Annotated in this window: 20 protein-coding genes; 11 read left to right on the forward strand and 9 right to left on the reverse strand. The window is 68.1% G+C overall.

What is annotated here, in order from left to right; all coding sequences use genetic code 11:
* Nucleotides 1-4: 4 nt before the first annotated feature.
* Nucleotides 5-1,444, reverse strand: coding sequence for an alpha/beta hydrolase (locus IAE24_RS00990; RefSeq protein ID WP_043819206.1), 1,440 nt, complete (start codon nt 1,442-1,444; stop codon nt 5-7).
* 311 nt (nt 1,445-1,755) lie between these two features.
* Here IAE24_RS00990 and IAE24_RS00995 point away from each other — a divergent pair, with 311 nt between their 5' ends.
* The gene (locus tag IAE24_RS00995; protein ID WP_199959874.1) at nt 1,756-3,426 is read left to right on the forward strand and encodes an ankyrin repeat domain-containing protein; all 1,671 of its coding nucleotides are present in this window, start codon (nt 1,756-1,758) and stop codon (nt 3,424-3,426) included.
* 6 nt (nt 3,427-3,432) lie between these two features.
* On the opposite strand, the gene IAE24_RS01000 is transcribed toward IAE24_RS00995, so the two are convergent.
* The gene (locus tag IAE24_RS01000; RefSeq protein WP_199959876.1) at nt 3,433-4,683 is read right to left on the reverse strand and encodes a YeeE/YedE family protein; all 1,251 of its coding nucleotides are present in this window, start codon (nt 4,681-4,683) and stop codon (nt 3,433-3,435) included.
* Nucleotides 4,684-4,858: 175 nt separating this feature from the next.
* A complete protein-coding gene (locus IAE24_RS01005; protein WP_199959878.1) occupies nt 4,859-5,824 on the reverse strand; it encodes a sulfurtransferase in 966 nt (321 codons plus the stop codon).
* 204 nt (nt 5,825-6,028) lie between these two features.
* On the opposite strand from IAE24_RS01005, the gene IAE24_RS01010 reads away from it, so the two are divergent.
* From IAE24_RS01010 to IAE24_RS01055, 10 genes are all read left to right on the forward strand, one after another.
* Nucleotides 6,029-7,225 carry a multidrug effflux MFS transporter gene (locus IAE24_RS01010; protein ID WP_199959880.1) on the forward strand — a complete coding sequence of 399 codons (1,197 nt, stop codon included), beginning with the start codon at nt 6,029-6,031 and terminating at the stop codon, nt 7,223-7,225.
* Between the two features lie 29 nt (nt 7,226-7,254).
* A complete protein-coding gene (gene miaA, locus IAE24_RS01015; protein ID WP_199959882.1) occupies nt 7,255-8,244 on the forward strand; it encodes a tRNA (adenosine(37)-N6)-dimethylallyltransferase MiaA in 990 nt (329 codons plus the stop codon).
* 16 nt (nt 8,245-8,260) lie between these two features.
* Nucleotides 8,261-8,977, forward strand: coding sequence for an ABC transporter ATP-binding protein (locus tag IAE24_RS01020; protein WP_199959884.1), 717 nt, complete (start codon nt 8,261-8,263; stop codon nt 8,975-8,977).
* A gap of 19 nt (nt 8,978-8,996) precedes the next feature.
* Nucleotides 8,997-11,564: an FtsX-like permease family protein gene (locus tag IAE24_RS01025; protein ID WP_199959886.1), complete on the forward strand. Its 2,568-nt coding sequence runs from the start codon at nt 8,997-8,999 to the stop codon at nt 11,562-11,564.
* Between the two features lie 197 nt (nt 11,565-11,761).
* On the forward strand, nt 11,762-12,460 hold the full coding sequence (locus IAE24_RS01030; protein ID WP_199959888.1) for an IPTL-CTERM sorting domain-containing protein: 699 nt from the start codon (nt 11,762-11,764) through the stop codon (nt 12,458-12,460).
* Between the two features lie 9 nt (nt 12,461-12,469).
* Nucleotides 12,470-13,561 carry a collagen-like protein gene (locus tag IAE24_RS30645; protein WP_199959890.1) on the forward strand — a complete coding sequence of 364 codons (1,092 nt, stop codon included), beginning with the start codon at nt 12,470-12,472 and terminating at the stop codon, nt 13,559-13,561.
* A gap of 638 nt (nt 13,562-14,199) precedes the next feature.
* Nucleotides 14,200-14,754: a hypothetical protein gene (locus IAE24_RS30650; RefSeq protein WP_325100476.1), complete on the forward strand. Its 555-nt coding sequence runs from the start codon at nt 14,200-14,202 to the stop codon at nt 14,752-14,754.
* Between the two features lie 96 nt (nt 14,755-14,850).
* Nucleotides 14,851-15,948 (forward strand): glycosyltransferase, encoded by a 1,098-nt coding sequence (locus IAE24_RS01045; protein ID WP_199959894.1) that lies wholly within the window; start codon nt 14,851-14,853, stop codon nt 15,946-15,948.
* A 26-nt stretch (nt 15,949-15,974) separates the two neighbouring features.
* The gene (locus IAE24_RS01050) at nt 15,975-17,042 is read left to right on the forward strand and encodes a PLP-dependent cysteine synthase family protein (protein ID WP_199959896.1); all 1,068 of its coding nucleotides are present in this window, start codon (nt 15,975-15,977) and stop codon (nt 17,040-17,042) included.
* A 3-nt stretch (nt 17,043-17,045) separates the two neighbouring features.
* Nucleotides 17,046-18,170 (forward strand): lipocalin-like domain-containing protein, encoded by a 1,125-nt coding sequence (locus IAE24_RS01055; protein WP_199959898.1) that lies wholly within the window; start codon nt 17,046-17,048, stop codon nt 18,168-18,170.
* Nucleotides 18,171-18,231: 61 nt separating this feature from the next.
* On the opposite strand, the gene IAE24_RS01060 is transcribed toward IAE24_RS01055, so the two are convergent.
* The 6 genes from IAE24_RS01060 to IAE24_RS01085 all read right to left on the reverse strand — a co-directional run bounded on the left by IAE24_RS01060 (nt 18,232) and on the right by IAE24_RS01085 (nt 24,101).
* On the reverse strand, nt 18,232-19,230 hold the full coding sequence (locus IAE24_RS01060; RefSeq protein ID WP_012206959.1) for a branched-chain amino acid ABC transporter permease: 999 nt from the start codon (nt 19,228-19,230) through the stop codon (nt 18,232-18,234).
* A gap of 27 nt (nt 19,231-19,257) precedes the next feature.
* Nucleotides 19,258-20,142 carry a branched-chain amino acid ABC transporter permease gene (locus IAE24_RS01065; RefSeq protein ID WP_012206960.1) on the reverse strand — a complete coding sequence of 295 codons (885 nt, stop codon included), beginning with the start codon at nt 20,140-20,142 and terminating at the stop codon, nt 19,258-19,260.
* Nucleotides 20,143-20,199: 57 nt separating this feature from the next.
* On the reverse strand, nt 20,200-21,396 hold the full coding sequence (locus IAE24_RS01070) for an ABC transporter substrate-binding protein (RefSeq protein WP_199959900.1): 1,197 nt from the start codon (nt 21,394-21,396) through the stop codon (nt 20,200-20,202).
* A 99-nt stretch (nt 21,397-21,495) separates the two neighbouring features.
* The gene (locus tag IAE24_RS01075; RefSeq protein ID WP_043819222.1) at nt 21,496-22,206 is read right to left on the reverse strand and encodes an ABC transporter ATP-binding protein; all 711 of its coding nucleotides are present in this window, start codon (nt 22,204-22,206) and stop codon (nt 21,496-21,498) included.
* A 1-nt stretch (nt 22,207) separates the two neighbouring features.
* A complete protein-coding gene (locus IAE24_RS01080) occupies nt 22,208-22,978 on the reverse strand; it encodes an ABC transporter ATP-binding protein (RefSeq protein ID WP_012206963.1) in 771 nt (256 codons plus the stop codon).
* Nucleotides 22,979-23,591: 613 nt separating this feature from the next.
* Nucleotides 23,592-24,101 (reverse strand): DUF1178 family protein, encoded by a 510-nt coding sequence (locus IAE24_RS01085; RefSeq protein WP_199959902.1) that lies wholly within the window; start codon nt 24,099-24,101, stop codon nt 23,592-23,594.
* Between the last annotated feature and the right edge of the window lie 21 nt (nt 24,102-24,122).

The following is a 24,122-nucleotide window of genomic DNA, read 5'->3' on the forward strand; positions in this document are numbered from 1 at the left end:
CGCGCTACGGGCAGCTTGCCGCGTTCTGCGAGATCACGGCGCGCAACTGCCGCGTGGTGGTGCTGTCATCCGGGCCCAGCGTGTTGCGCGTGTAGCGGCAGCCATAGGTGGGCGCGGCCACCGTGGCGGCCGTCTGCACATCGTCACCGCCCGGCTTGGCGCCGCCCTGCTCCCACTGCACCATGGCATCGAAGGCTTCCACCTGTTCGGCCACGGTGAAGTCGCAGTGCGATGCGCCGCGGATGGCGCGCTGCACCAGCCACTGGCTCCGGCCCTTGTCGGCCACGCGGCGCTGGTAGATCTGCTCCATGCTGAAGGGCACATACAGATCGCCCAGCGTATGCAGGGTCACCACGGGAATGTTGATATCGCCGGAAGTCACGGGAATCCAGCGCAGGCCGTCGCGGCGCGGCCGGTTGGCATCGGGCGCGGCCGTGCGCTTTTGCGCAGCGGCATTGAGCGCGGCCGAGGCCGCGGCATCCCCGTCGATGCGGTAGGTGAAGCGGTTGGTATCAGTCACATTGCGGTTCAGGATGCCGTTGACCGAGCCATCGCTGCCGAACACGCCCCAGACCGGCGCGAACGAGCCGCCCACGGCCACGCCCAGATCGAACAGCGGGCGCGGGCCACCCGTGAGGTTCTGGATGACCGACAGATAGGCGCGCCCCGTTGCGGTGGGAGCCGACGGAAAGGTGGTGAACAGGGCCGAGGTCACCTGGCCCTGGATGGCGGCCCACTCGGTGACGGGACGCTGGGCCACGCCGGCCATGGCCTGCGCGGTGACCTGGGCCGCGGCGAAGTAGTCGAACAGTTCGGTATCTCCCGTCACGCCGCACATGGGCACGGCGCCCTGGTAGCGCACCTTGTTCCTCGCGGTGGCCTGGGCCTCGGCCTCGATGGCCGCCGCCGTGACATGGCCGCCCATGGAATGGCCGGTGATGTACAGGCGCTGCGGCTGCGCCAGCGGCCGGCCGTGGGATGCGGCCAGGCGGTTGAAGGCCAGCGCCAGCGCATTCGTGTCCTCCACGCCGGCGCGCACGTCGTAGTAGTTCTTGCTGTAGCTGGACGCCGCCCAGGCATAGCCGTTCTGGATCAGGTACCGGCGTATGGACGGATTGGTGACGTTGAGCGCACTGCCCTCGCCCGCATAGCCGTGGGCATACATCACCAGGCGGCCATTCCAGTTGGCCGGCACCTCGATGCGGTAGGCCGCGCCTTCCAGCACACCGGCCCAGCGGCTGGTGCTGGCGTTGTCGACCACATCGCCCGAAGCGGCGGCCAGCGCGTCGAAGCTGGTGGCCGAAGGATTGGCCGGCGCAAAGCTGCGGCTGTCCTGTGCCCGCGTCTCCTCGGGCGCATCACCGTCCCCCCCGCCGCAGGCCGCAAGGCCCGTGGCCGCCAGCAGACCGAGATACTTCCAACGATTCCAACGCAGGGCTCGCATAAGACTGTCTCCTTGGGATGAAGGTGTTGAGGGAAACGCGCGCAAAAAATCAGGTTCAAGCGGGATTGCCGACGCAGCCTATGCCAGACAACTGGCCCGCCATGCGGGTAGGAACCCGCAAGCAGGGGCTGCCGGCTGTCACCCAGATGACTGTCGCCTTGCGCTAACATCCGCGCTTGCGGTCCAGGCCGCACCCGGACCTGCGGGAAGGGTTGAACCCACCTGTATGCGCCTCCCGGCGTTTTTCTCTTGCCACATGCCTTTGTGCGCCAAGCTGCAGGTCATTGGCCTTCGTGCACGGAGGTATCCCTGTGAAACGCATCCCCGCCCGGCCCGACATGGGCCATCTCAAGAAACAGGCCAAGCAACTGCTGGCCGCCTATCGCGCAGGCTCGGCCCAGGCCATGGAGCAATTGCGCTCCCACCTGCCGGCGGCCAAAGGCCTTGCCGATGAGGCACTGGCCGCCAAGGACCTGCGACTGCACGACGCCCAGTCCTGCGTGGCGCGCGAGCACGGTTTCGCTTCATGGAGCGAGCTGTCAGGCTACGTCGAGGCATGCCAGCGCCTGGCGGCGGACCCCGAGAAATCCCGGCTGCACTGGCTGGCCCTGGTCTATGCCGGCGATGTGGCGGGCGGCACGCACCGCGCGCAGCCCGCGCTGGCCCGGCGCCTGCTGGACGAGCGGCCGGAACTGGCGGGCAGTGATGGCAGTGATCCCTGGGTGGCCTGCGCCACCGGCAATCTGGCCGTGCTGCGCGAGGCCGGGCGCAACGACCCCGACTGGCTGCGCCGTGCAGGCGGGCCGTTGGCGCTGCCGCCGCTGATGGCCGTCACCCATTCCTGCCTGCTGCGCCTGCCCGAATTCACCGAGCACCTGCACGCATGCGCGCGCTGGCTGCTGGACGCGGGCGCCGACCCGCTGCAGACCATAGGCAACCGCTGGCCACCCGCCTCGCTGCAGGCCCCCTCCGATACCGAGCGGCTGTCGGCCCTCTATGGCGCAGCAGGCCAGAACCATGATGCGCAACTGACGCAGATGCTGCTACAGGCCGGTGCCGACCCCAACGACGGCGAATCGCTCTACCACTCGCTGGAAGGCACGCCCGCCAGCCGCGAATGCACGCGGCTGCTGCTGCAAGCCGGCGCACGCGCGGACGGCAGCAATGCCCTGTTCCGCGTGCTGGACCTGGACGATGTGCAGGCCCTGCGCCTGCTGCTGGACCACGGCGCCGATCCGAACGAGGACAACGGCCAGGGCGAATGGGGCCGCCCACTGCTGTGGGCCATCCGCCGGCGCCGCTCGCCCGCCCATGTGCAGGCGCTGCTGGATGCCGGCGCCGATCCGTCGGTCCGCACGCCGCAGGGCCTGCGTGCCGCTGCACTGGCGCGGCGCTTTGGCCTGGCCGACGTGGCCGCCCTGCTGGAACAGGCGGCGGGCAGCGAGCCCACCACGCCGCAGGAGCAACTCCTGGCCGCCTGCGCCGTGGGCGACGCAGCACAGGCCCGCCGTCTTGCCGCAGCCCACCCCGGGCTGCTCCAGGGCCTGGCGCCCGAACAACTGCGCATGCTGCCCGAACTGGCGGCCCTGGGCTGCATGGACGCCGTGCGCTGCATGGTGGAACTGGGCTGGCCCATCGCCGCGCGCGGCGGCGACTGGGATGCCTCCGCACTGAACCAGGCCGTGTTCCGTGGCGATGCCGCCATGGCGCGCTTCCTGCTGGAGCACGGCGCACAGTGGACCGAGCGCCACGCCTATGGCGACAACTGCGCAGGCACCCTGTGCTGGGCATCGCTGAACCAGCCCGAATCCACGGAACCCGGCGGCGGCGACTGGCTGGGCTGCGCCCAGGCCCTCATCGACCACGGCATGCCCCTGGCCAGGCCCGACCCCGAGGCGCCCGGCTGCGTGCTCATCGACGGAAGCCGGCAGCGGTATCCGGAGGAGATTGCGGATCTGCTGCTGGGTGTGGCTGCCGGCTGAAGGCCCTCAGTCCCGGCTGGCCTGCCAGCGCCGCAGCACGAAACCCGCCCACAGCGCCGTGAACACGGCCGCGCCAAAGACCCAGCCCGACAGCGCGCCCGCCATGCTGCCCGACAGCAGCGTGCCAATGGTGCAGCCCAGCCCCGTCATGGCGCCCCATCCCAGCAAGGCGCCACCGGCCAGGCCGCGTGCCGCATCGCGCCAGGTGGGGCGGCGCGGCGTCCACTGGCGGCTGGCCACGGCAGCGCCCCAGGCACCGGCCACCAGGCCCAGCAGCAGCACGGCATGGGGCGTGAGCAGGCTGTTGAGTACGGCGGTGGCGCATCCGCCCAGGGTATCCAGGCCATGCAGGCGCTCGGGCACCCAGCCGCCCGCCTGGGCCCAGCCGCGCACGGTGCTGCCCAGCGTGGTGGTCACGCCCAGCGGCCGCATGCGCACGATGGCGGCGGCCGCGATCAGGCCCACGGCCAGGCCGCCCAGCGCGGCATTCCAGCGGCCTTGCCACAGTGACAGCCACAGCTGGCGCAGGCCCGGTGGCTGCGCCGGTTCTGCTGCAGGCCGTGGCTGTGCGCGACCCGAGCGCCCATGAATGCCCCAGACCCAGGCCGCCAGCAGTCCCAGCACGGCCAGTTGCAGCGCCAGCGCGCCGCCATAGCCCAGATGCGCCGGCAGCCAGATGACGGGTGCATCGGCAATGGCCAGGCTGTAAAGCGGGTTCCAGCTGCGAAACCCCAGCACGAAGCCCAGGCCCGTGCCGACCAGGGCAAACGGCGCCACGGGCGATCCCTCGCCCAGCCGGTACCAGTGGGCGCTGATGCACGAGCCCGAGACCGACATGCCCGCGCCAAAGGCCAGGCCCGCCAGCACCAGCACCCAGCTCACGGGACCTATGTGCATGTCGGGCGGCAACTGGCCCGGCTGGGGCACGGCCACCCAGCTGCCCAGCACCACGGTCATGCCCGCCGATCCCACGGCAAGCGCCAGCAGGATGGAGAGCACGCCGCGCGGGTCGCCGAACTCGAACCAGTCGCGCGCATGGCAGTAAAAGCAAAAGCGCGAGCGCTGCAGCACCAGCCCCAGCAGCAGGCCCAGCGCCAGCGCAAAGACCAGGGTGCGCCCGCCGCCTTGCAGCTGCAGCTGCGCCGCCACAGGCCAGGCTGCGGCCAGCACGGCGGCCAAGGGCAGCCATCTGGTCCAGTCCCTTGCCCTGTGTCTGCCATTCACGTTCTGCGTGTGCTCACCGGTCACGCTTGTCATTCCTGCCCCCTTTGTTGCCATCCCACGCATAAAAAAAGGGGCCCGCAGTCTGCGGGCCCCAAAGGAGCCGAGCTTTTGCCAAAGCCACTCGTCACCACCCCTGATCCGTCAAACCAAGAGCACCGACACCCCTCGCCCGGCCCCCGCCTTCAAGACAGGTTGATCGACTGCAGGATCATTTCGCGGCCCAGACCGTGCCGGCCGGGTTGTTGATGGGCACACCCACGGAGTTGCCGTATTCGGTCCACGAGCCGTCGTAGTTGCGCACCTGATAGCCCAGGATCTTGGACAGCGCAAACCAGGTGTGGCTGGAGCGCTCGCCAATGCGGCAGTAGGTGATGACGGGCTTGCTGCCGTCGATGCCCACGCCCGCATAGAGCTTCTTGAGTTCTTCGGCGGACTTGAAGCTGCCGTCCTCGCGCACGGCCTGCCCCCAGGGCACGTTGACGGCGCCGGGGATGTGGCCGGCGCGGATGGCCAGCTCCGGCACGCCGGCCGGGGCGAAGACCTTGCCCTGGTATTCGTCGGCCGAGCGGATGTCGACGAGCCTGGCGTCGCTGCGCCCCTCGGCCGAGGCCAGCGCATCGGTCAGGCGCGCGCGCAGCGCGGTGTTGACCTTGCCCACGCGGTAGGTGGTGGCCGCATATTCCGGGGCGCGGTTGTTGAGGGGGCGGTTCTCGGCCTCCCACTTCTTTCGGCCGCCGTCCAGCAGCTTGACGTTCTGCACGCCATAGATGTCGAAGACCCAGGCCCCCCAGGCTGCGAACCAGTTGTTGGTATCGCCGTACAGCACGACCGTGTTGCCTTCCTTCACGCCGGCCTGGGACAGCAGCTTCTCGAACTGCTCCTTGCCCACGATGTCGCGGCGCACCTTGTCATTGAGGTCGTTGTGCCAAGAGAAGTTGACGGCGCCCGGCACATGGGAGCGCTCGTACAGGCCGGGGTTGACGCTGACCTCGACGATGCGCACATCGGCGCGGTTGAGGTTGGCCGCCAACCATTCGGTGCTGACCAGCGGGCCTTCGGGCACAGGCGCATTGGCATGGGCCGCACCACCGACCAGGGCCACGCTCCACAGCAGGGTGCACGCCCCCTGGCGCAGCGCGGCGGGAAGGGAGGAGAAAGCGGTCAGCGTTGCCATTGCGGTCCTTTGTTCACAGTTGCGTTGATCGGGTTGATTCCTCTGCAATGCAATGTAGGCAGGGCCCGGCCGGTTCCCAACTGCGCAATCCGCAGATGGATATGCACCGCCCGAACATGGACAGCGGCACCCCTTGTTCTCTGCTACCCTCGGTCGCCTATGTCAGCGCCCCTGTCTCCCGCCGCCGCGCAAGCGCAGCCGGCCATGTCCCCCGTCCTGGTCGTTGTCCTGCTCGGCCTGCTGCTGGGACTGCAGCCGCTGGCCACCGACCTGTACCTGCCGGCCCTGCCGTCGATACAGGCGGCCTTCTCCACCCAGGTGTCCCAGGTGCAGCTCACGCTGACGGCGTTCCTGCTGGCCTTCGGCTGCTCGCAACTGGCCTGGGGGCCGCTGTCCGACCGCTTCGGGCGCCGGCCCATCCTGCTGGCGGGCATGTCCATCTACGTGCTGGCCGCGCTGGGCAGCGCCAGTGCCGAGACCATGGCGTCGCTGATCGCCTGGCGCGCGCTGCAGGGGGCATCGCTGGGCGCCGGCGTGATGTGTGCACGCGCCATGGTGCGCGACCTGTTCGCACCGCACCTGGGCGCCCAGGTCATGTCCAAGGCGCTGACCGGGCTGGGCGTGATCGCCTTCCTGAGCCCCGTCAGCGGCAGCCTGCTGGTGGATTCGCTGGGCTGGCGCTCGACCATGCTGGCCCAGGCCGTGATGGGTGCGCTGGCCCTGCTGCTGGTGGCCCTGCGCTTCACGGAGACACTGGCCCGCACCAATCCCACGGCGCTGCAGCCGCTGGCCCTGGCGCGCAACTGGATCACCATCTTGCGCCACCCGGGATTCCAGTCCTACCAGTTGCTGACCTGCTGCACCTATGCGGCCCTGTTCACCAACCTGGCCGCATCTTCCTTCACCTATATCCATGTGCTGGGCGTGAGCCGCACGGGCTACGGCCTGCTGATGGGCAGCAATGCGCTGTGCTACATCGCGGGCACCTTCCTGTGCCGCTGGCTGCTGCAGCGCATGGATGTGCGGCGCGCCGTGCAGATTGCCGGGCTGGCCAGCCTGCTGTCGGCCACGGCCATCGGCATTGCGGCGCTGGCCGATGCGCGCAGCCTCTGGGCCTATGCCCTGCCCTTCTATATCTTCCAGATCGCCCATGGCGTGCACATGCCCTGCGGCCAGAGCAATGCCATCGCGCCCTTCCCGCAGTCGGCGGGCACGGCCTCGGCGCTGAACGGCTTCACCATGATGCTCATCGCCTTTGCCATGGGACACTGGCTGGGCCTGCACCTGGACGGCCAGTCCACCCGGCCCATGGCCTTCGGCATCTGGTTCTGGGGCGTGTGCACGGCCCTGGTCGCCTGGGGGCTGGTGCGCCGCCACGGCCGGGTCGATGACCACCGCTGATTCCACTTTCCTGCGTTCCCGTTTCTCGAATGTCCACCGTTTCCCCGCTCCCCTGCCTGGCCATCGCCGGCCCCACCGCTTCCGGCAAGACCGCTGCCGCCCTGGCCCTGGCCAGGCTGCTGGCCGAACGCGGCCAGGCCGCAGAAATCATCAGCGTGGACTCGGCCCTGGTCTATCGCGGCATGGACATCGGCACGGCCAAGCCCACGCCCGAAGAACTGGCTGCCTGCCCCCATCACCTGATCGATATCCGCGACCCGCTGCAGGCCTACAGCGCGGCCGAATTCGTGCAGGACACGCAGCGCCTGGTGGCCGAGATCCGCGCGCGCGGCGCCCTGCCGCTGCTGGTGGGCGGCACCATGCTGTATTTCAAGGCCCTGCAGGATGGCATTGACGACATGCCGGCCGCCGACCCCGCCGTGCGCGAGCGGCTGGACGCCCAGGCCGCGCAGATCGGCTGGCCCGCCATGCATGCGCTGCTGGCCCAGGTCGATCCCACCACGGCAGCACGCCTGGCGCCGGCCGACAGCCAGCGCATACAGCGCGCGCTGGAGGTCTGGCATGTGTCGGGCAAACCGCTGTCCAGCTTTCATACGCGGGCGGGCAAGGATGCGGCACAGGGCCTGATCAGCCCCGGCGGCTTCTTCTCGCTGGAGCCGCAGGACCGCGCCTGGCTGCATGCGCGCATCGCCCAGCGCTTCGACGCCATGCTGAGCGCCGGCTTCATCGACGAAGTGCAACAGCTGCGCGCGCGCGGCGACCTGCACCTGGACCTGCCCTCCATCCGCTGCGTGGGCTACCGCCAGGCCTGGGAATCGCTGGACGGCCTGTACTCCATGAACTCGCTGCGCGAACGCGGCATTGCCGCCACGCGCCAGCTGGCCAAGCGCCAGATCACCTGGCTGCGCAGCATGCCCGCCCGCCATGCCATTGCCTGCGACGCGCCCGATGCCCAGCAGCAACTGCTGCAGGCAGCAATGGCCGTGGTGGCTGCAGCAAACCAGGCCCGCAACGGCTGAACAGGAAACCGCCTTCATGACTGCCGCGCCCCGGGACAACACGCCACTGACTCAGCCGCCGCTGCTTCAGGTCCAGGGCCTGGCGCGGCGCTACCGCAACGACGGCGGCACGGAAACCGCCATCTTCGAGAACGTGGACTGCAGCGTGGCGCGCGGCGAGTTCGTGGCCATCGTGGGTGACTCGGGCGTGGGCAAGTCCACCTTTCTCAACTGCCTGGCCGGGCTCGATGAGTGGCAGCAGGGCCGCGTGCTGCACGAAGGCCAGGACCTGTCGGCCCTGGATGAAACCGGCCGTGCGCTGTGGCGGCGCAGCCATGTGGGCTTCGTGTTCCAGGCCTTCCATGTGCTGCCGCACCTGGATGTCTGGCACAACGTGGCCCTGCCGCTGATGCTGCTGCAGCGGCTGGATGCGGCGGGCCGCCAGCGCGTGCAGCAACTGCTGCAGGCCGTCGGGCTGCAGGGGCTGGAGCAGCGCCTGCCCTGGCAGCTCAGCGGCGGCCAGCTGCAGCGCGTGGCCATTGCACGCGCCCTGGTCCACGGCCCGGCCCTGCTGCTGGCCGACGAGCCCACCGGCAACCTGGACCCCGGCACGGCCGCACAGGTCATGGAACTGCTGCTGCAGCAGACCCGGGAACACCAGGCCGCCCTGGTGCTGGTCACGCACTCCATCGAGGCCGCGCGCCGTGCCGACCGCGTGCTGCGCCTGACCGCACAGGGCATGCAGCCCGCCTAGCGCCAAAGATCGCCCGCCCATGCTCGCCCTGCTTCGCACCTTTTCCTGGCAGGAGCTGCGCCAGCATCCCTGGCGCACGGCCACCGCCCTGGTGGCCATCATGCTGGGCGTGGCCCTGGGCTTTGCCGTGCATGTGATCAACCAGTCCGCGCTCGATGAGTTCTCGCGCGCCTTGCGCACGGTCAGCGGCCAGCCGGACCTGGAGCTGCGTGCCATGCAGGGCGGCCTGCCCGAATCGCTGTATGGCCGTGTTGCGCAGCAGCCCCAGGTCAGCCTGGCCGCACCCTGGATCGAAGCCACGGCCCTGGCCGGCACCGCCACGCCGGTGCAGTTGCGCGTGCTGGGCGGCGATGCGCTGCGGCTGGCGCCCGTAGCGCCTGCGCTCATGCCCCGGCTGTTCGATGGCGGCGGGCGTCTGGACCTGTTCGCGCCCGATGCGGTCTTCCTCAATGCAACGGCACTCGAAGCCCTGGGCCTGACGCCGGAGCAGGCTCGGCACACGCCCCTGCCATGGCAACTGGGCGGGCGCGCGCAGACCCTGCGCATCGCGGGCACGGTGGCCGCATCCGGCCCGCCGCTGGCCGTGATGGACATCGGCGCGCTGCAGGACAGCCTGCAGCGCTGGGGCCAGGTGGACCGCATCGATGTGCTGCTGGCCGAAGGCGCCACGCGCGAGTCCCTGCTGGCCGAGCTGCGCCGCCTGCCCGACTGGCCCGCCCAGGCCCTGGCCAGCCGCCCCGGCGACGACCAGCAGCGAATTGCCGAGATGTCGCGCGCCTACCGCGTCAACCTCACGGTGCTGGCCCTGGTGGCGCTGTTCACGGGGGCGTTCCTGGTGTTCTCGGTGCTGGCGCTCAGCGTGGCCCAGCGCGCGCCGCAGTTCGCCCTGCTGGCCGTGCTGGGACTGACGCCTCGCCAGCGCCTGGGCCTGGTGCTGCTGGAATCGCTGCTGCTGGGTATTGTGGGCAGCGCGGCCGGCATTGCACTGGGCGCGGGCCTGGCCTGGCTGGCCCTGCACCTGCTGGGCGGTGACCTGGGCGGCGGCTACTTTGCCGGCGTGCAGCCCGCGCTGCAGTGGAGCGCCGGCGCCGCGCTGACCTTTGGACTGCTCGGCGTGGCCGCCACCGTGGCTGGCGGCTGGTGGCCGGCGCGCCAGGCCATGGAGTTGCCGCCCGCCGCCACGCTCAAGGGCCAGGGCGCGGGCTCCGAACGCGCGGCGCGCGGCCTGCCGGCCCTGCTGCTGATGGCAGCCAGCGTGGCCCTGGCCTTTGTGCCGCCCGTGGCCGGCATTCCCCTGGCCGCCTATGCAGCCGTGGCCCTGCTGCTTCTGGGCGGCATGGCCGCCCTGCCCTGGTTGCTGGGCCAGCTGTTGCGCCTGGTGCCGCAATCGCTGCTGCGCCAGCCGCTGGCCCTGCTGCCCGTGGAGCGCGCACGGCGCATGCGCCGCAGCACCACCGTGGCCGTGGGCGGCGTGGTGGCCAGCCTGAGCCTGGCCGTGGCGCTGACCGTGATGGTGGCCAGCTTCAGGGACAGCATGATCACCTGGCTGGACGCCGTGCTGCCCGCCCCGCTGTACCTGCGCACCTCCGGCAGCGCAGGCCGTGCCGATGCCGCGCCCCTGCCTGCCGATCTGGCCGCGCGCATTGCCGCCCTGCCTGGCGTGCAGCGCGCCCAGCCCATGCGCAGCACCAGCCTGTGGCTCAGCCCGGATCGCCCCGCCGTCAGCCTGCTGCTGCGTCCGCTGCATGGCCCCCAGGGCCAGCAGTTGCCGTGGATACAAGGCCCCTTGCAAGCGCCCGCTGGCAGCACGCCCGTCTATGTCAGCGAAGCGGTGGCTCAACTCTATGGCGTGCGGCCGGGCCAGGAGTGGCCGCTGCTGGCCCAGGCCCTGCCGTCCGAAGATTCCCGCGTGTTTGTGGCCGGCATCTGGCGCGACTATGTGCGCCAGTTCGGCGCCATCGCCATGGACTGGGATGACTACCAACGGCTTGCCGACGGCAGCGCCACCACGGCAGGCCCCACCGAAATCGCCATCTGGCCGGACGGCGACGACACGGCCACGGCGCAACAGCTTCAGGCGCGCATCCAGTCCCTGCTGACCGGGCCGGGCGCCGCGCAGGCACTGGAGTTCGCCAGCAGCGGCGCGCTGCGCGAGCGCTCCATGCGCATCTTCGACCGCAGCTTTGCCGTGACCTACTGGCTACAGGCCGTGGCCATCGGCATCGGCCTGTTCGGCATTGCCGCCAGCTTCAGCGCCCAGGTTCTGGCGCGGCGCAAGGAATTCGGCCTGCTGGCCCACCTGGGCCTGACGCGGCGCGACATCCTGGCCGTGGTGGCTGGCGAAGGCATGGCCTGGACCACGGCGGGCGCCATCGCCGGCAGCCTGCTGGGCCTGGGCGTGGCCGTGATCCTGGTGCACGTGGTGAATCCGCAAAGCTTTCACTGGACCATGGAGCTGTCCCTGCCGTGGTCCCGCCTTTTGGCGCTGGCTGCCAGCGTGATCGCAGCAGGCACGCTGACGGCCTGGCTGGCCGGGCGTGCGGCTGCAGGGCGCGAGGCAGTGCTGGCGGTCAAGGAGGATTGGTAAACCCCATCCCTCCGCGCAAACCGATAGCTTGCTAAAAATGAAAACGCATAATCAATTGTTAATTTTTCTTACAAGAGAATCATTTTCTATCTGATCATTTGCCCGACTTCGGCAGTGCTGCGCCCTATCCACGGGGGTGCCTGCCTCTACAAAAATCAGACAGGCGCATTGCCGTCTGTACGCGGGAGATCGGACTCATGGCAGGTTTCGGAAAACGTTGGGCTGCGTCGCTGGCCCTGGGCACGGCGCTGTGCGGCTCGGCGTGGGGACAGATGGTCGTTCCGGCGGGAGGCAGCATCGATCTGGCCGGCGGCTCGTTCCAGCTGCCATGCACGGCGGTCCTCATGCAGGGCGAGTTGACACTGGGCACAGGGACGTTCGACACGGGGTCCTTCAGCTTCGACACCGGCGCGACGGTCACCGGCGCCGGGGGCCAGCTCAACGTCAGCGGCGATCTCACCAGCACCGTGCCGTTGAACCTGGGCACCAGCAGCGTGGTGCTGTCCGACTCGTGCGCAGCCGGCTCCACCCTGCAACTGAGCGGCAACATCATCGTGAAGGACCTCACGCTGATCAGCACCAGCGCAACGCCTCCCACCATCGTTCTGCCGGCAGGCACCAACCTCACGGTGCTGGGCACCCTTACCCTGGGCTCTCCTGGCAGGCCGGTGGTACTGACCTCTTCCGGCCCTGGCACCGCCGTGGTGACCATGGGGCCGTCGGCGACCCTGGTCAACAGCAGCGGCAGCGTGGTGCCTGGCAACGTGCAGATCGGAGCGCCTGTGGTAACGGCTCCGGCCAGCATCCCCACGCTCAGCACCTACGGGCTGATGCTGATGAGCCTGCTGCTCGGCGGCATGGCCCTGCACCGCCAGCGCCGCAACACACGGATCTGAGGAGCGGACATGCACCAGAACCGTCGCCCTGTCCCGGCCCTGCTGCTTGCGATGTTTGCGGGCGCAGGCCTGCACACCTCCGCAGCACTCGCGGCCGATGTCTCCATCACCCTGCCAGCCAATGGCGATTTCGTGATCAAGAACTCCGTGGGTGCCGAGCGCCTGCGCGTGCAGCGTACCGGCGAGGTACTGGTGCCGGCCTTGCCGGCCGATACGGCCACCAGCAACCAGTTGCTGTGTTTTGATGGCGTCTCGGGCCAGCTCACGCATTGCGCGGCGGGCGTGGGTGGAGGTGCCACGGGAGCGACAGGCGCCACGGGGGCCACAGGTTCGACAGGTGCCATCGGCCCTGCAGGCGCCACGGGAGTCACAGGCGCAGCCGGTCCCACCGGCCCCACTGGGGCCACCGGCATCACGGGTGCCACAGGCCCCACGGGTGCCGGAGTCACAGGGCCGACCGGTCCGCAGGGGGTTCAGGGCCTTATCGGAGTTACCGGCCCCACAGGGGCGGGGGTGGCGGGTCCCACGGGTCCCCAAGGCATCCAGGGCGTGCAAGGTGTCACGGGCGCCACAGGCAATACGGGCTCCACCGGAGCGACCGGCCCAGCAGGCGGGGGCGGTGTCACGCTGAGGGACAGCGGCGGCGCAGCACTGGGTACGGTGGTCGGCCTCGCTACCACCAACTACAGCACGATCAGCGTGCTCACCTCGACCTTCCATCTCGTCAAGTTCCGCCCCGAAGGCGGCTATCAGAACGACACCAACCTGCTCTTTGCCAGCACCGATTGCACGGGACAGCCGTACCTGGCGTCACTCAACTCGACGCAGCTGTATCCGCGCTTTGCCAGGACGCTGGTGTATGCGAAGAATGCCGGCAAATTCTATGTACTGGGTGGAGCAGACGCCAATGGCGTGGTGCAGGCCAAGACGCAGTTGAGCCTGGGCATCAACGGCACCATCCAATCGGCTGAAGATTATTCGACAGGCGCCTGCATAGCCTCATCTTCACCCCAGACCGTCTTCCCGCTCGTCGAGACACCGCTCACCAGCATGGGCCTGCCTGCCACTATCTCCTGGCCCTTGCAGTTCTCGTCGCCCTGACCGACGCCCCCCTCTTTCGAAACTGGCGCCAGCAACCCTGGCGCCAGTTTTCTGCGCGCTGTCATCCAAGCACTTTCTGAACCATGGACCCTCGCACCTCCTGCATCCACTCCCGTCTCTTCTGGAGCATCTGTCTCAGTGCAGGCATCTTCAGCCCCGCAGCGCACGCCGCCGATGTGAGCATTACCATGCCGGCCGGCGGCAATTTCGTGATCAAGAACTCGGCAGGCGCCGAGCGCCTGCGCGTGCAGAACACAGGCGAGGTGCTGGTGCCGGCCCTGCCAGCCGATACCGCCACCAGCAACCAGTTGTTGTGCCTTGACGGTGCCACAGGGCAGTTGGTGCATTGCGCGCCCGGCGTGGGCGGAGGTGCCACAGGAGCGACCGGGGCAACTGGCGCCACCGGCGTGACGGGACCCACGGGAGCTGCAGGCGTCACCGGCGCAACAGGCGCGGTCGGCACCGCAGGCCCCACTGGGGCGACTGGCGTAACGGGACCCACAGGTGTCACGGGTGCCACAGGCACAGGAGCAACGGGTGCTACTGGAGCAACGGGTGCGACTGGAGCAACCGGGCCTACGGGGGCAACTGGAGCCACAGGTGTCACTGGCGCCACGGGAGTAACAGGAGCCACAGGCGTGACAGGTGCCAACGGCCTCACAGGGCCAACTGGCGCGCAAGGGGGGCCTGGCACGCAGGGTGTCACTGGGGCAACCGGTGCGACGGGCGCCACGGGCGCAGGCCTGCAAGGGCCCACAGGCCCCACCGGGGCGACGGGGGCGACGGGGGCGGCGGGAGCACCGGGGCCTAGCGGCTCGGGCGGCTTCATACAGACCTATATCGTTCCATCGACCAACGGCAGCAATAGCTTCAGCAGCCCGCATTACCTGCTGGCCGGAAGCACGCTCGCCGCAAACGAGCAGGATTCGCTTCGCGTGGTGCCGCTCAACTGCTCTGGCAGCATCTGGGCCGCACAGACCGGCAGCAAGAATTTGGCGAACGTTCAGGTGAACCTGCGCAAGAACACGGTCACCATTGCCAGTTGCACACTTACCCCGTCTCAACCTACTTGCAACGTCAACGGGTCCCAAACCTTCGTCGCAGGGGACCTCGTCGCCGTGAGCCTGTCGGACAGCAATCAAACCTATGCCTCCCAGACGACAGGGGTGAGTGTTACCTTCATGTGCCAGTAGGCACAGATAGCCCCCCCCTTGCAACGGGTCTGTACGGCAGTGCACTCATGCACTCCGAACCGGCCGATCTACCGGTGATTGCCGGTGACCAAGACCATGCAGAAATCCTCGGCAAGTACGCGCCCACGCATCTGCCTGAACATGATCGTCAAGAACGAGGCCCCGGTGATCGCGCGCTGCCTGGCCTCGGTCAAGCCGTGGGTGGACCATTGGGTGATCGTGGACACGGGCTCCAGCGATGGCACGCAGGCCCTGGTGCGCGAGTGCATGGAAGGCGTGCCCGGCAGCCTGCATGAGCGGCCCTGGGTGGACTTCGCCCACAACCGCAACGAGGCGCTGGAGCTGGCGCGGCCGCACGGCGACTACCTGCTGTTCATCGATGCCGACGAGCAGCTGCGCGTGCCCGAAGGCTTTGCATGGCCGGCGCTGGAGGCGGACGGCTGCATGCTGTCCTGCCACATGGCGGGCACCGAATACCAGCGCAATGCGCTGATCGCCACGCGCGTGGACTGGCGCTGGGAGGGCGTGCTGCACGAGTACCTGACCGCCCCGGCGCACCAGCCCTGGCAGATGCTGGCCGGGCCGTTCATCGATGTCTCGCACGATGGTGCGCGGGCCCGGGACCCGCAGACCTACCTGCGCGACATCGCCGTGCTCGAGAAGGCCGTGCGCGAGCAGCCTGGCAACACGCGCAACGTGTTCTATTTGGCGCAAAGCCACCGCGACGCGGGCCAGATCGAGTCCAGCCTGCATTGGTACCGGCAGCGCGCCGCCATGGGCGGCTGGGCCGAGGAGCAGTGGTTTGCGCTGTTCCAGATCGGCGTGCTGCTGGAGCGCTCGGGCGCCGAGCCGGCCGCCGTGCGCGAGGCCTATCTCACCGCCTATGCCGCGCGACCGCAGCGGGCCGAGCCCCTGTGCGAGCTGGCGCGCTACCACCGCGAGCGGTCCGAGTTCGCCCTGGCCTGCCTCTATGCGCGCCAGGCCGCCGCGCTGCCGCGCCCGGCCGAGGACATCCTGTTCATCGACGCCCAGGTCTACGCCTGGCGCGCGCTGGACGAGCTGGCCGTCAGCGCCTTCTACACCCCGCTGCGCGACCTGGGCCGCGCCGCGCTGCAGCAGTTGCTGGCCGAACGCCGCTACCCCGCCAGCGAGCAGACACGCATCGAGGCCAACCGCCCGTTCTACGGCCTGTAGCCGCGTGGGCAGGGCAGCCTGCGACAATGGCCGCCATGCCGCACACCACCTCTTCCTGGCTGCACGAGGCCATCAACCGCATCGAGGCCGATTACCAGCGCAGTGCCGACACGCACCTGATCCCGCTGCCCCTGCCCGGCTTTGCCGACCTGGGGATCGACCTCTACCTCAAGGACGAATCCACCCACCCCACGGGCAGCCTCAAGCACCGGCTGGCGCGCTCGCTGTTTCTCTATGCGCTGTGCAATGGCTGGGTGCATGAGGGCTCGACCATCGTCGAGGCATCGAGCGGCTCCACGGCCGTGAGCGAGGCGTATTTCGCGCGCCTGCTGGGCCTGCCCTTCGTGGCCGTGATGCCGCGCAGCACCTCGGCCGAGAAGATTGCGCTGATCGAGTTCTACGGCGGCCGCTGCCATCTGGTGGACAGCGCAGGCCAGGTCTACGACGAGGCACGCGCCGTGGCCGCGCAGACCGGCGGCCACTACATGGACCAGTTCACCTATGCCGAGCGCGCCACCGACTGGCGTGGCAACAACAATATTGCGGAGAGCATGTTCACCCAGATGCGGCGCGAGCGCCATGCCGTGCCGCGCTGGATCGTGGTGGGCGCGGGCACGGGCGGCACCAGCGCCACCATTGGCCGCTACGTGCGTTTCCAGTGCCATGCTACGGGCATCTGCGTGGCCGACCCCGAGGGCTCGGTGTTCGCCGCCTACCACCGCACGGGCGATGCCACCCTCACCGCGCCGGGCTCGCGCATCGAAGGCATAGGCCGCCCGCGCGTGGAGCCCAGCTTTGTGCGCACCCTGGTGGACCGCATGGAGGAGGTGGCAGACTGCGATTCCCTGGCCGCCATGCGCAGCCTGTCCGCACTGCTGGGCCGGCGTGTGGGGCCGTCCACGGGCACCAACTACGTGGCCATGCTCAGGCTGGCCAGCGAGATGCGCCAGCGCGGCGAGCAGGGCTCCATCCTCTCGCTGCTGTGCGATGCGGGCGAACGCTACCTGCCCACCTACCATGATGCAGACTGGGTGATGCAGCGCATCGGCGACTGCGGGCCGGCCCAGGCGCGCATCGCGCAGTTGCAAAGCTGATCCATGATGCCCCTGCCCCGCCGCCATCTGCTGGGACTGGCTGCCGGCCTGGGCCTGGGGGCGGCAGGACTACCCGCCCAGGCACTGCCGCCACGCACGCTGGTCTTCCCGCGCGACCATGGCAGCCACCCCGGGCTGCGCACCGAGTGGTGGTACATCACCGGCCAGGCACGCGCAGCGGGCCGGGCCTGGGGTTTCCAGATCACGTTCTTCCGGTCGCGCGTACAGACCACGCAGGAGCTGCGCTCTGCCTTTGCGGCGCGCCAGCTGCTGTTTGCCCATGCGGCGCTGTGCGATGTGCAGGGCGCCCGCCTGCACCACGACCAGCGCATCGCGCGCGCAGGCTTTGGCATTGCCCAGGCCAGCGAGGCCGATGCCGACGTGCGGCTGCAGGACTGGTCGCTGCAGCGCACCGATGAAGGCACCGGTAACGGCGAGGCCGAACGCTACACCACCCGCATACGCAGCACCGCATTCGCACTGGACCTGCGCTTCGAGACCCGCGAGCACCCGCTGCTGCAGGGTCGCGCCGGCCTCTCGCGCAAGGGGCCGGAGCCCGAGCAGGCCAGCTACTACTACAGCCGCCCGCAACTGCAGGTGAGCGGCACGCTGGAGCTGGCAGGCCAGCGCATGGAGATCGAAGCCGCGCGCGAACCCGGTGACAACCGCGCCTGGCTGGACCATGAATGGAGCCAGGCCCTGATGCACCCCGAGGCCGTGGGATGGGACTGGATAGGCATGAACCTGTTCGACGGCGGTGCGCTCACTGCCTTCCGAGTGCGCCGCAGCGATGGCAGCGCGCTGTGGGCAGGTGGCTCGCTGCGCGGCGCCGATGGCAAGGTACAGGTCTTCGCCCACGATGCCGTGCAGTTCACACCACGGCGCCACTGGAGCAGCCCCGCCAGCGGCGCGCGCTACCCCGTGCAATGGCAGGTGGACACGCCCGCAGGCCGCTTCACCGTGAACGCCCTGGTCGATGACCAGGAGCTGGACAGCAGCGCCTCCACCGGCGCCATCTACTGGGAGGGCCTGTGCAGCCTCCAAAAGCCCACCGGCCCGGGCCAGGAGGCGCGAGCCGGTCAGGGATACCTGGAGATGACGGGCTACGCCCGGCCGCTGCAGTTGTAGCTATAGCAGTCAAGAGCATGGGCACGTAGCCCACCCCCTTGAAACCGTCCCAACCCGGCTCTCAAGGAGTACGCTTTTTCTGCAGCCAGGCGATCAGCTCGCCCATGATGCCCTTGCGGAACAGCAGCACGCAGACCACGAAGATCAGGCCGGTGACGATCGTCACCGACTCGCCCAGCGTGGAGAACCACTCCACGCCCGTGAGGCGCTGCAGGAAGCTGCCGAACTCGCCGATCTTGTTCTCCAGCATGACCACCACGGCCGAGCCCAGGATGGGGCCGGACAGCGTGCCCAGGCCGCCCATCAGCGTCATCAGGATCACATGGCCGGAGGTGGTCCAGTGCACATCCGACAGCGTGGCAAAGCCCAGCACCACGGTCTTGAGCGAACCGGCCAGGCCCGTGAGCGCGGCCGAGATCACGAAGGCCAGCAGCTTGAAGCGCGCCACGTCATAGCCCAGCGAGGTCGCGCGCGGCTCGTTCTCCTTGATGGCCTTGAGCACCTGGCCGAAGGGCGAGTGGATGGTGCGCACGATCAGCAGGAAGGCCAGGACCACGATGACCAGCGTGACGTAGTACATGGTCAGGTCGCTGGTCAGGTCGATGAGGCCGAACAGCTTGCCGCGCGGTACGCCCTGCAGTCCGTCCTCGCCGCCCGTGAAGGGCGCCTGCAGGCACACGAAGAACAGCATCTGGGCCAGCGCCAGCGTGATCATCGAGAAATAAATGCCCTGGCGGCGGATGGCCAGCCAGCCGAAGATCAGCCCCAGCAGCGCGCCCCCGGCCGTGCCGGCCAGCATGGCCAGCTCGGGCGTGAAGCCCCAGCCCTTGATGGCATAGCCCGTCACATAGGCCGCGCCGCCCAGGAAGGCCGCGTGGCCGAAGGACAGCAGGCCCGTGTAGCCCAGCAGCAGGTTGAAGGCCGAGGCGAACAGTGCGAAGCACATGAGCTTCATCACGAACACCGGGTAGGCACCCAGCATGGGCGCCGCCAGCAGGCCCAGCAGCAGCAGGCCATAGCCCCAGGGGGCGATGCGTTGAACGAGAGTCTTGGATTTCATGTGGTCGGCCCCTTGTCCTCGTTCTTGTTATTTCTCTTTGCCGAACAGGCCGGCGGGGCGGATGAGCAAAACGATGACCATGATGAAGAACACCACGGTGGACGAAGCCTCGGGCCAGAAGACCTTGGTCAGACCCTCGATCACGCCCAGGCCCAGGCCGGTGAGGATGGAGCCCATGATGGAGCCCATGCCCCCGATCACCACCACGGCGAAGACCACGATGATGAGGTTCTGCCCCATCAGCGGCGTGACCTGGTAGACGGGCGCCGCCAGCACGCCGGCAAACGCCGCCAGGGCCGCGCCGAAGGCATAGGTCAGCGTGATCATCACAGGCACGTTGACGCCGAAGGCCTCGACCAGGCGCGGGTTCTCGGTGCCGGCCCGCAGGTAGGCGCCGATGCGCGTCTTCTCGATCATGAACCAGGTGGCCACGCAGACCACGATGGAGGCCAGCACCACCCAGGCGCGGTAGTTGGGCAGGATCATGAAGCCCAGGTTGGTCGCGCCTTCCAGCAGCTCGGGCGTGTCGTAGCCCAGGCCCGAGACGCCGTAGACCGAGCGGAACAGGCCCTCGATCAGCAGCGACAGGCCCAGGGTCAGCAACAGGCCGTAGAGGTGGTCGAGCTTGTAGATCCAGCGCAATAAAAAGCGCTCGATCAGCACGCCCAGCAGGCCCACCAGCAACGGCGACAGCACCAGCATCACCCAGTAGTTGATGTTGAAGTAGCTCATGGCCATCCAGGTGACCATGGCGCCCAGCATGAACAACGCGCCGTGGGCGAAGTTGATCACGTTGAGCAGGCCGAAGATCACCGCCAGCCCCAGGCTGAGGATGGCGTAGAACGAGCCGTTGACCAGCCCCAGAAGGAGCTGGCTCATCAGGCCTGGCAGGGAAACACCAAAGATTTCCATGGGATGCAGCTGTCGTGGTTGGCCGGGTGGCGGTTGGGGGTCAGTGGCGGCGCAGCGTTACTTCCACAGCGCGCACTTGGTCTCGGCCTTGGTGGTCCAAACCTGGTCGGCGGGCAGCGTGGCCACGACCTTCAGGTAGTCCCAGGGCTTCTTGGACTCGGCGGGCTTCTTGACCTCGACCAGGTACATGTCGTGGGCGAAGGTGCCATCGGGACGGATCGAGCCCTTGCCGTAGAAGTCGTCGATGGGCGTGCTCTTGAGATGGGCCATGACCTTGTCGGCATCCGTGGACTTCACGGCCTGCACGGCCTTGAGGTAGCTGGTCACGGCCGAGTAGTCGGCAGCCTGGATGGAGGTGGGCATGCGCTTGGTCTTGGCGAAGAAGCGCTCGCCGAACTTGCGCGTGGCATCGTTCTGGTCCCAGTACCAGCTGGTGGTGAACTGCATGCCTTCGGTGTTCTTCAGGCCCAGGCTGTGGATGTCGGTCAGGAACACCAGCAGGCCCACGGTCTTCATGCTCTTGTTGATGCCGAATTCCTTGGCCGCCTTGATGGCGTTGATGGTGTCGCCACCGGCATTGGCCAGGCCCAGGATCTGGGCCTTGGAGGCCTGCGCCTGCAGCAGGAAGGACGAGAAGTCCGAGGCATTGAGCGGGTGCTTGACGCCGCCCACCACCTTGCCGCCCTTGGCCTTGATCACGGCCGTGGTGTCGTTCTCCAGCGCGTGGCCGAAGGCGTAGTCGGCCGTCAGGAAGAACCAGTCCTTGCCGCCGCGCTCGACCACGGCCGTACCCGTGCCCTTGGCCAGGGCCACGGTGTCATAGGCGTAGTGAACGGTGTAGGCGTTGCACTGCTCGTTGGTCAGTGCCGAGGATCCCGCACCGCTGTTGAAGTGCACGCGCTTTTTCTCATTGGCCACCTGCGACACCGCCAGGGCCGTGCCGGAGTTGGTGCCGCTGAACACCAGCGAGATACCTTGCGTGTCCACCCACTCGCGCACCTTGGAGGCGGCGATGTCGGCCTTGTTCTGGTGGTCGGCGCTCAGCAGCTCGATGGGCTGGCCCAGCACCTTGCCGCCGAAGTCATCGATGGCCATCTGCATGGCGGTGACGGCGTTCTTGCCTTCCACGTCCGCATACAGGCTGGACATGTCGGTCACGAAGCCGATCTTCACCTTCTCCTGTGCCATGGCAAGCGGGCTGGCCAGGCCGGCCGCAGCCAGCATGCACGACAGTGCGGTCAGTTTTGCTTTCATTGGTGTCTCCTTCGCGTTGATGTCTTGGGTTTTTGTCACAGGGCCATGGCAGGAATGCAGCCGGCGAGCCCCAGGCGCCGGCCACGATGGATATCCGGGTCAAACGCCCAGCAGCTCGTTGAGCACGGGCATCTTGGCCTGCAGCTCGGACGCGCCGAAACGCTCGACCACATGGCCGTGCTCGACCACGTAGAAGCGGTCGGCCAGCGGCGCCGCGAAGTGGAAGTTCTGCTCCACCATGACCACGGTGTAGCCCTTGGTGCGCAGCATGGTGATCATCCGGGCCAGCGCCTGCACGATGACGGGTGCCAGGCCTTCCGAGATTTCGTCGAGCAGCAGCAGCCGCGCGCCCGTGCGCAGGATGCGCGCCACGGCCAGCATCTGCTGCTCGCCACCCGACAGGCGCGTGCCCTGGCTGTGGCGGCGCTCGGCCAGGTTGGGGAACATGGCGTAGATCTCATCCACGCTCATGCCCGGCTGGCCGGTCTTGAGCGGCGGCGGCAGCATCAGGTTCTCTTCGCACGAGAGGCTGGAGAAGATGCCGCGCTCTTCAGGGCAGTAGCCCACGCCCAGGTGGGCAATGCGGTGCGTGGGCATGTGGATGGCTTCCACGCCATTGATCCTGATCGAGCCCTTGCGCGCGCCCGTCAGACCCATGATGGCGCGCAGCGTGGACGTGCGGCCCGCGCCGTTGCGCCCCAGCAGCGTGACCACCTCGCCGGGCTGGACCACCAGGTCCATGCCGTGCAGCACATGGGATTCGCCGTACCAGGCCTGCAGGCCCTTGATTTCCAATGCCGGTGCAGTCATCTCAATGCGCTCCCTGCAACTGGCCGTCGGTGGTGCCCATATACGCTTCCATCACTTGCGGGTTGCGCGAAACTTCCTCGTACGGCCCCTCGGCCAGCACGGCGCCGCGCTGCAGCACCGTGATGCGGTCGGCAATGGTGGAGATCACCTTCATGTTGTGCTCCACCATGAGAATCGTGCGGCCGGCCGAGACCTTCTTGATCAGCTGGGTCACGCGGTCCACGTCTTCGTGGCCCATGCCCTGCGTGGGTTCGTCCAGCAGCATCAGCTCGGGCTCCATGGCCAGCGTGGTGGCAATCTCCAGCGCACGCTTGCGGCCATAGGGCAGGTTGACCGTGACCTCGTCGGCCAGATCCTGCAGGCCCACTTCGGCCAGCAACTGCATGGCGCGGTCATCGAGCTGCGACAGGCTCTTCTCGCTGCGCCAGAAATGGAACTCGGTGCCCAGCTTGCGCTGCAGGCCGATGCGCACGTTCTCCAGCAGCGTGCAATGCGGGAACACGGCCGAGATCTGGAAGGACCGGATCACGCCACGGCGCGCAATCTGCGCCGGTGCTTCCCGCGTGATGTCCTCGCCATTGAAACGGATGGTGCCGGAGGTGGGCTCCAGGAACTTGGTCAGCAGATTGAAGCAGGTGGTCTTGCCTGCGCCATTGGGGCCGATCAAGGCATGGATGGAGCCACGGCGTACCGAAAGGTCCACCTTGCTCACCGCCGTAAATCCCTTGAACTCTTTGGTCAGGTTCCGGGTTTCGAGAATAACGTCGCTCATGTGCGCTTCGCCTGCTCCGTTGATGCTGCCAGCCCCCAACGCGTCGCCAGAGGCTCTGGCGGGCGTTGTGCAGGGTCGGACGCATCGTAGGCTTGCCGACGTTGTGCACCGCAGCGGGAAAACGCCTACGTAGGTGCTCCTAAGCACAGGCCCTGCCCCGCACTGCAGCATGGCGCATCAAGCCTGGCTTTCGCAAACGATAGAAGCAACCACTCACACTTGAAATAATCAAGCACAGACGGGGCTGTAAGGTGCCGCGGTGGCAGCCAGGGCCTAGGGTTCTCCAGCATCTCGGCCCGGCGCGGCCCGCACGGAAGGCCAGAGCGCTTCCAAAGCGATAGCAAACTACCCTTTTTGCGACTTACAGGGCAGCAACCAATGTCCGCTGCCTTACGGGAAACACCCAGGTCGGCAATCTCCCTGTGGCCTGCTCAGTCACTATGCGAAAAGCCGCGGATATGCTTGAGTTTGTCGTCTCTTCAATTGAAGGGCGACAAAGCCAGCTTTAGCGCTACTCAATCAATAGCAACAAGCAAAGGCCTGGCCTGGAAATTGCCGATCCATTGCAATGGGAGCAATTGTCGTCGCCAAGACAGCACGTGCCAGTCGCCACTTACTGCAGCGTTTCCTTGCTGCCTTCGGGCAAGGCCAATGGAAGGACGGCAATGCCTTCATCCAGCAATTGCATGGCCTGCTCGGGGCTGGCCTTGCCGCGGATGGCACGCTCGTCCGTCTCGCCGTAGTGCATGCGGCGGGCTTCATCGACAAAGCGCTCGCCCACGTCCTCGGTCTGCTGCGCCACCTGGCGCGACCATTTCAGCCAGGCGGCCTGCATGGCCTGCAGCTGCTCGCGCGCCTGGGGCGGCATGGACGGTGAGGGAACGGCTGCCGCACTGGCAGCCGAGGCGGCTGCAGCAGGCTCAGCCGCCGCAGCCGGGGGCGAGGCTGCTGGCTTGGCGCCAAGATTGATGCGGGGGGCGCTCAGTCGCTTGGTGATGTCGCTGTGGCCGCAGACGGGGCACAGCACCAGCTGGCGCTGCAGCTGGCCCTGGAAATCATCTTCCGAGGCGAACCAGCCCTCGAACAGATGGCCGTGCGGGCAATGCAGGTCGAGCACTTTCATCACGCACCCCCACCCATGAGA

The organism is Delftia sp. S65, from assembly GCF_016516495.1.
GTDB classification, from domain to species: Bacteria; Pseudomonadota; Gammaproteobacteria; order Burkholderiales; family Burkholderiaceae_C; genus Comamonas; species Comamonas acidovorans.

Coding starts and splice junctions, on each gene's coding strand:
- IAE24_RS01000 (WP_199959876.1), bottom strand. CDS start 4,683: ATGACAAGCGTGACCGGTGAGCACACGCAGAACGTGAATGGCAGACAC.
- IAE24_RS01025 (WP_199959886.1), top strand. CDS start 8,997: ATGCTCGCCCTGCTTCGCACCTTTTCCTGGCAGGAGCTGCGCCAGCAT.
- IAE24_RS01010 (WP_199959880.1), top strand. CDS start 6,029: ATGTCCCCCGTCCTGGTCGTTGTCCTGCTCGGCCTGCTGCTGGGACTG.
- IAE24_RS00990 (WP_043819206.1), bottom strand. CDS start 1,444: ATGCGAGCCCTGCGTTGGAATCGTTGGAAGTATCTCGGTCTGCTGGCG.
- IAE24_RS01050 (WP_199959896.1), top strand. CDS start 15,975: ATGGCCGCCATGCCGCACACCACCTCTTCCTGGCTGCACGAGGCCATC.
- IAE24_RS30645 (WP_199959890.1), top strand. CDS start 12,470: ATGCACCAGAACCGTCGCCCTGTCCCGGCCCTGCTGCTTGCGATGTTT.
- IAE24_RS01080 (WP_012206963.1), bottom strand. CDS start 22,978: ATGAGCGACGTTATTCTCGAAACCCGGAACCTGACCAAAGAGTTCAAG.
- IAE24_RS01070 (WP_199959900.1), bottom strand. CDS start 21,396: ATGAAAGCAAAACTGACCGCACTGTCGTGCATGCTGGCTGCGGCCGGC.
- miaA (WP_199959882.1), top strand. CDS start 7,255: ATGTCCACCGTTTCCCCGCTCCCCTGCCTGGCCATCGCCGGCCCCACC.
- IAE24_RS01060 (WP_012206959.1), bottom strand. CDS start 19,230: ATGAAATCCAAGACTCTCGTTCAACGCATCGCCCCCTGGGGCTATGGC.
- IAE24_RS01085 (WP_199959902.1), bottom strand. CDS start 24,101: ATGAAAGTGCTCGACCTGCATTGCCCGCACGGCCATCTGTTCGAGGGC.
- IAE24_RS01065 (WP_012206960.1), bottom strand. CDS start 20,142: ATGGAAATCTTTGGTGTTTCCCTGCCAGGCCTGATGAGCCAGCTCCTT.
- IAE24_RS01020 (WP_199959884.1), top strand. CDS start 8,261: ATGACTGCCGCGCCCCGGGACAACACGCCACTGACTCAGCCGCCGCTG.
- IAE24_RS01055 (WP_199959898.1), top strand. CDS start 17,046: ATGATGCCCCTGCCCCGCCGCCATCTGCTGGGACTGGCTGCCGGCCTG.
- IAE24_RS01075 (WP_043819222.1), bottom strand. CDS start 22,206: ATGACTGCACCGGCATTGGAAATCAAGGGCCTGCAGGCCTGGTACGGC.
- IAE24_RS01005 (WP_199959878.1), bottom strand. CDS start 5,824: ATGGCAACGCTGACCGCTTTCTCCTCCCTTCCCGCCGCGCTGCGCCAG.
- IAE24_RS01030 (WP_199959888.1), top strand. CDS start 11,762: ATGGCAGGTTTCGGAAAACGTTGGGCTGCGTCGCTGGCCCTGGGCACG.
- IAE24_RS01045 (WP_199959894.1), top strand. CDS start 14,851: ATGCAGAAATCCTCGGCAAGTACGCGCCCACGCATCTGCCTGAACATG.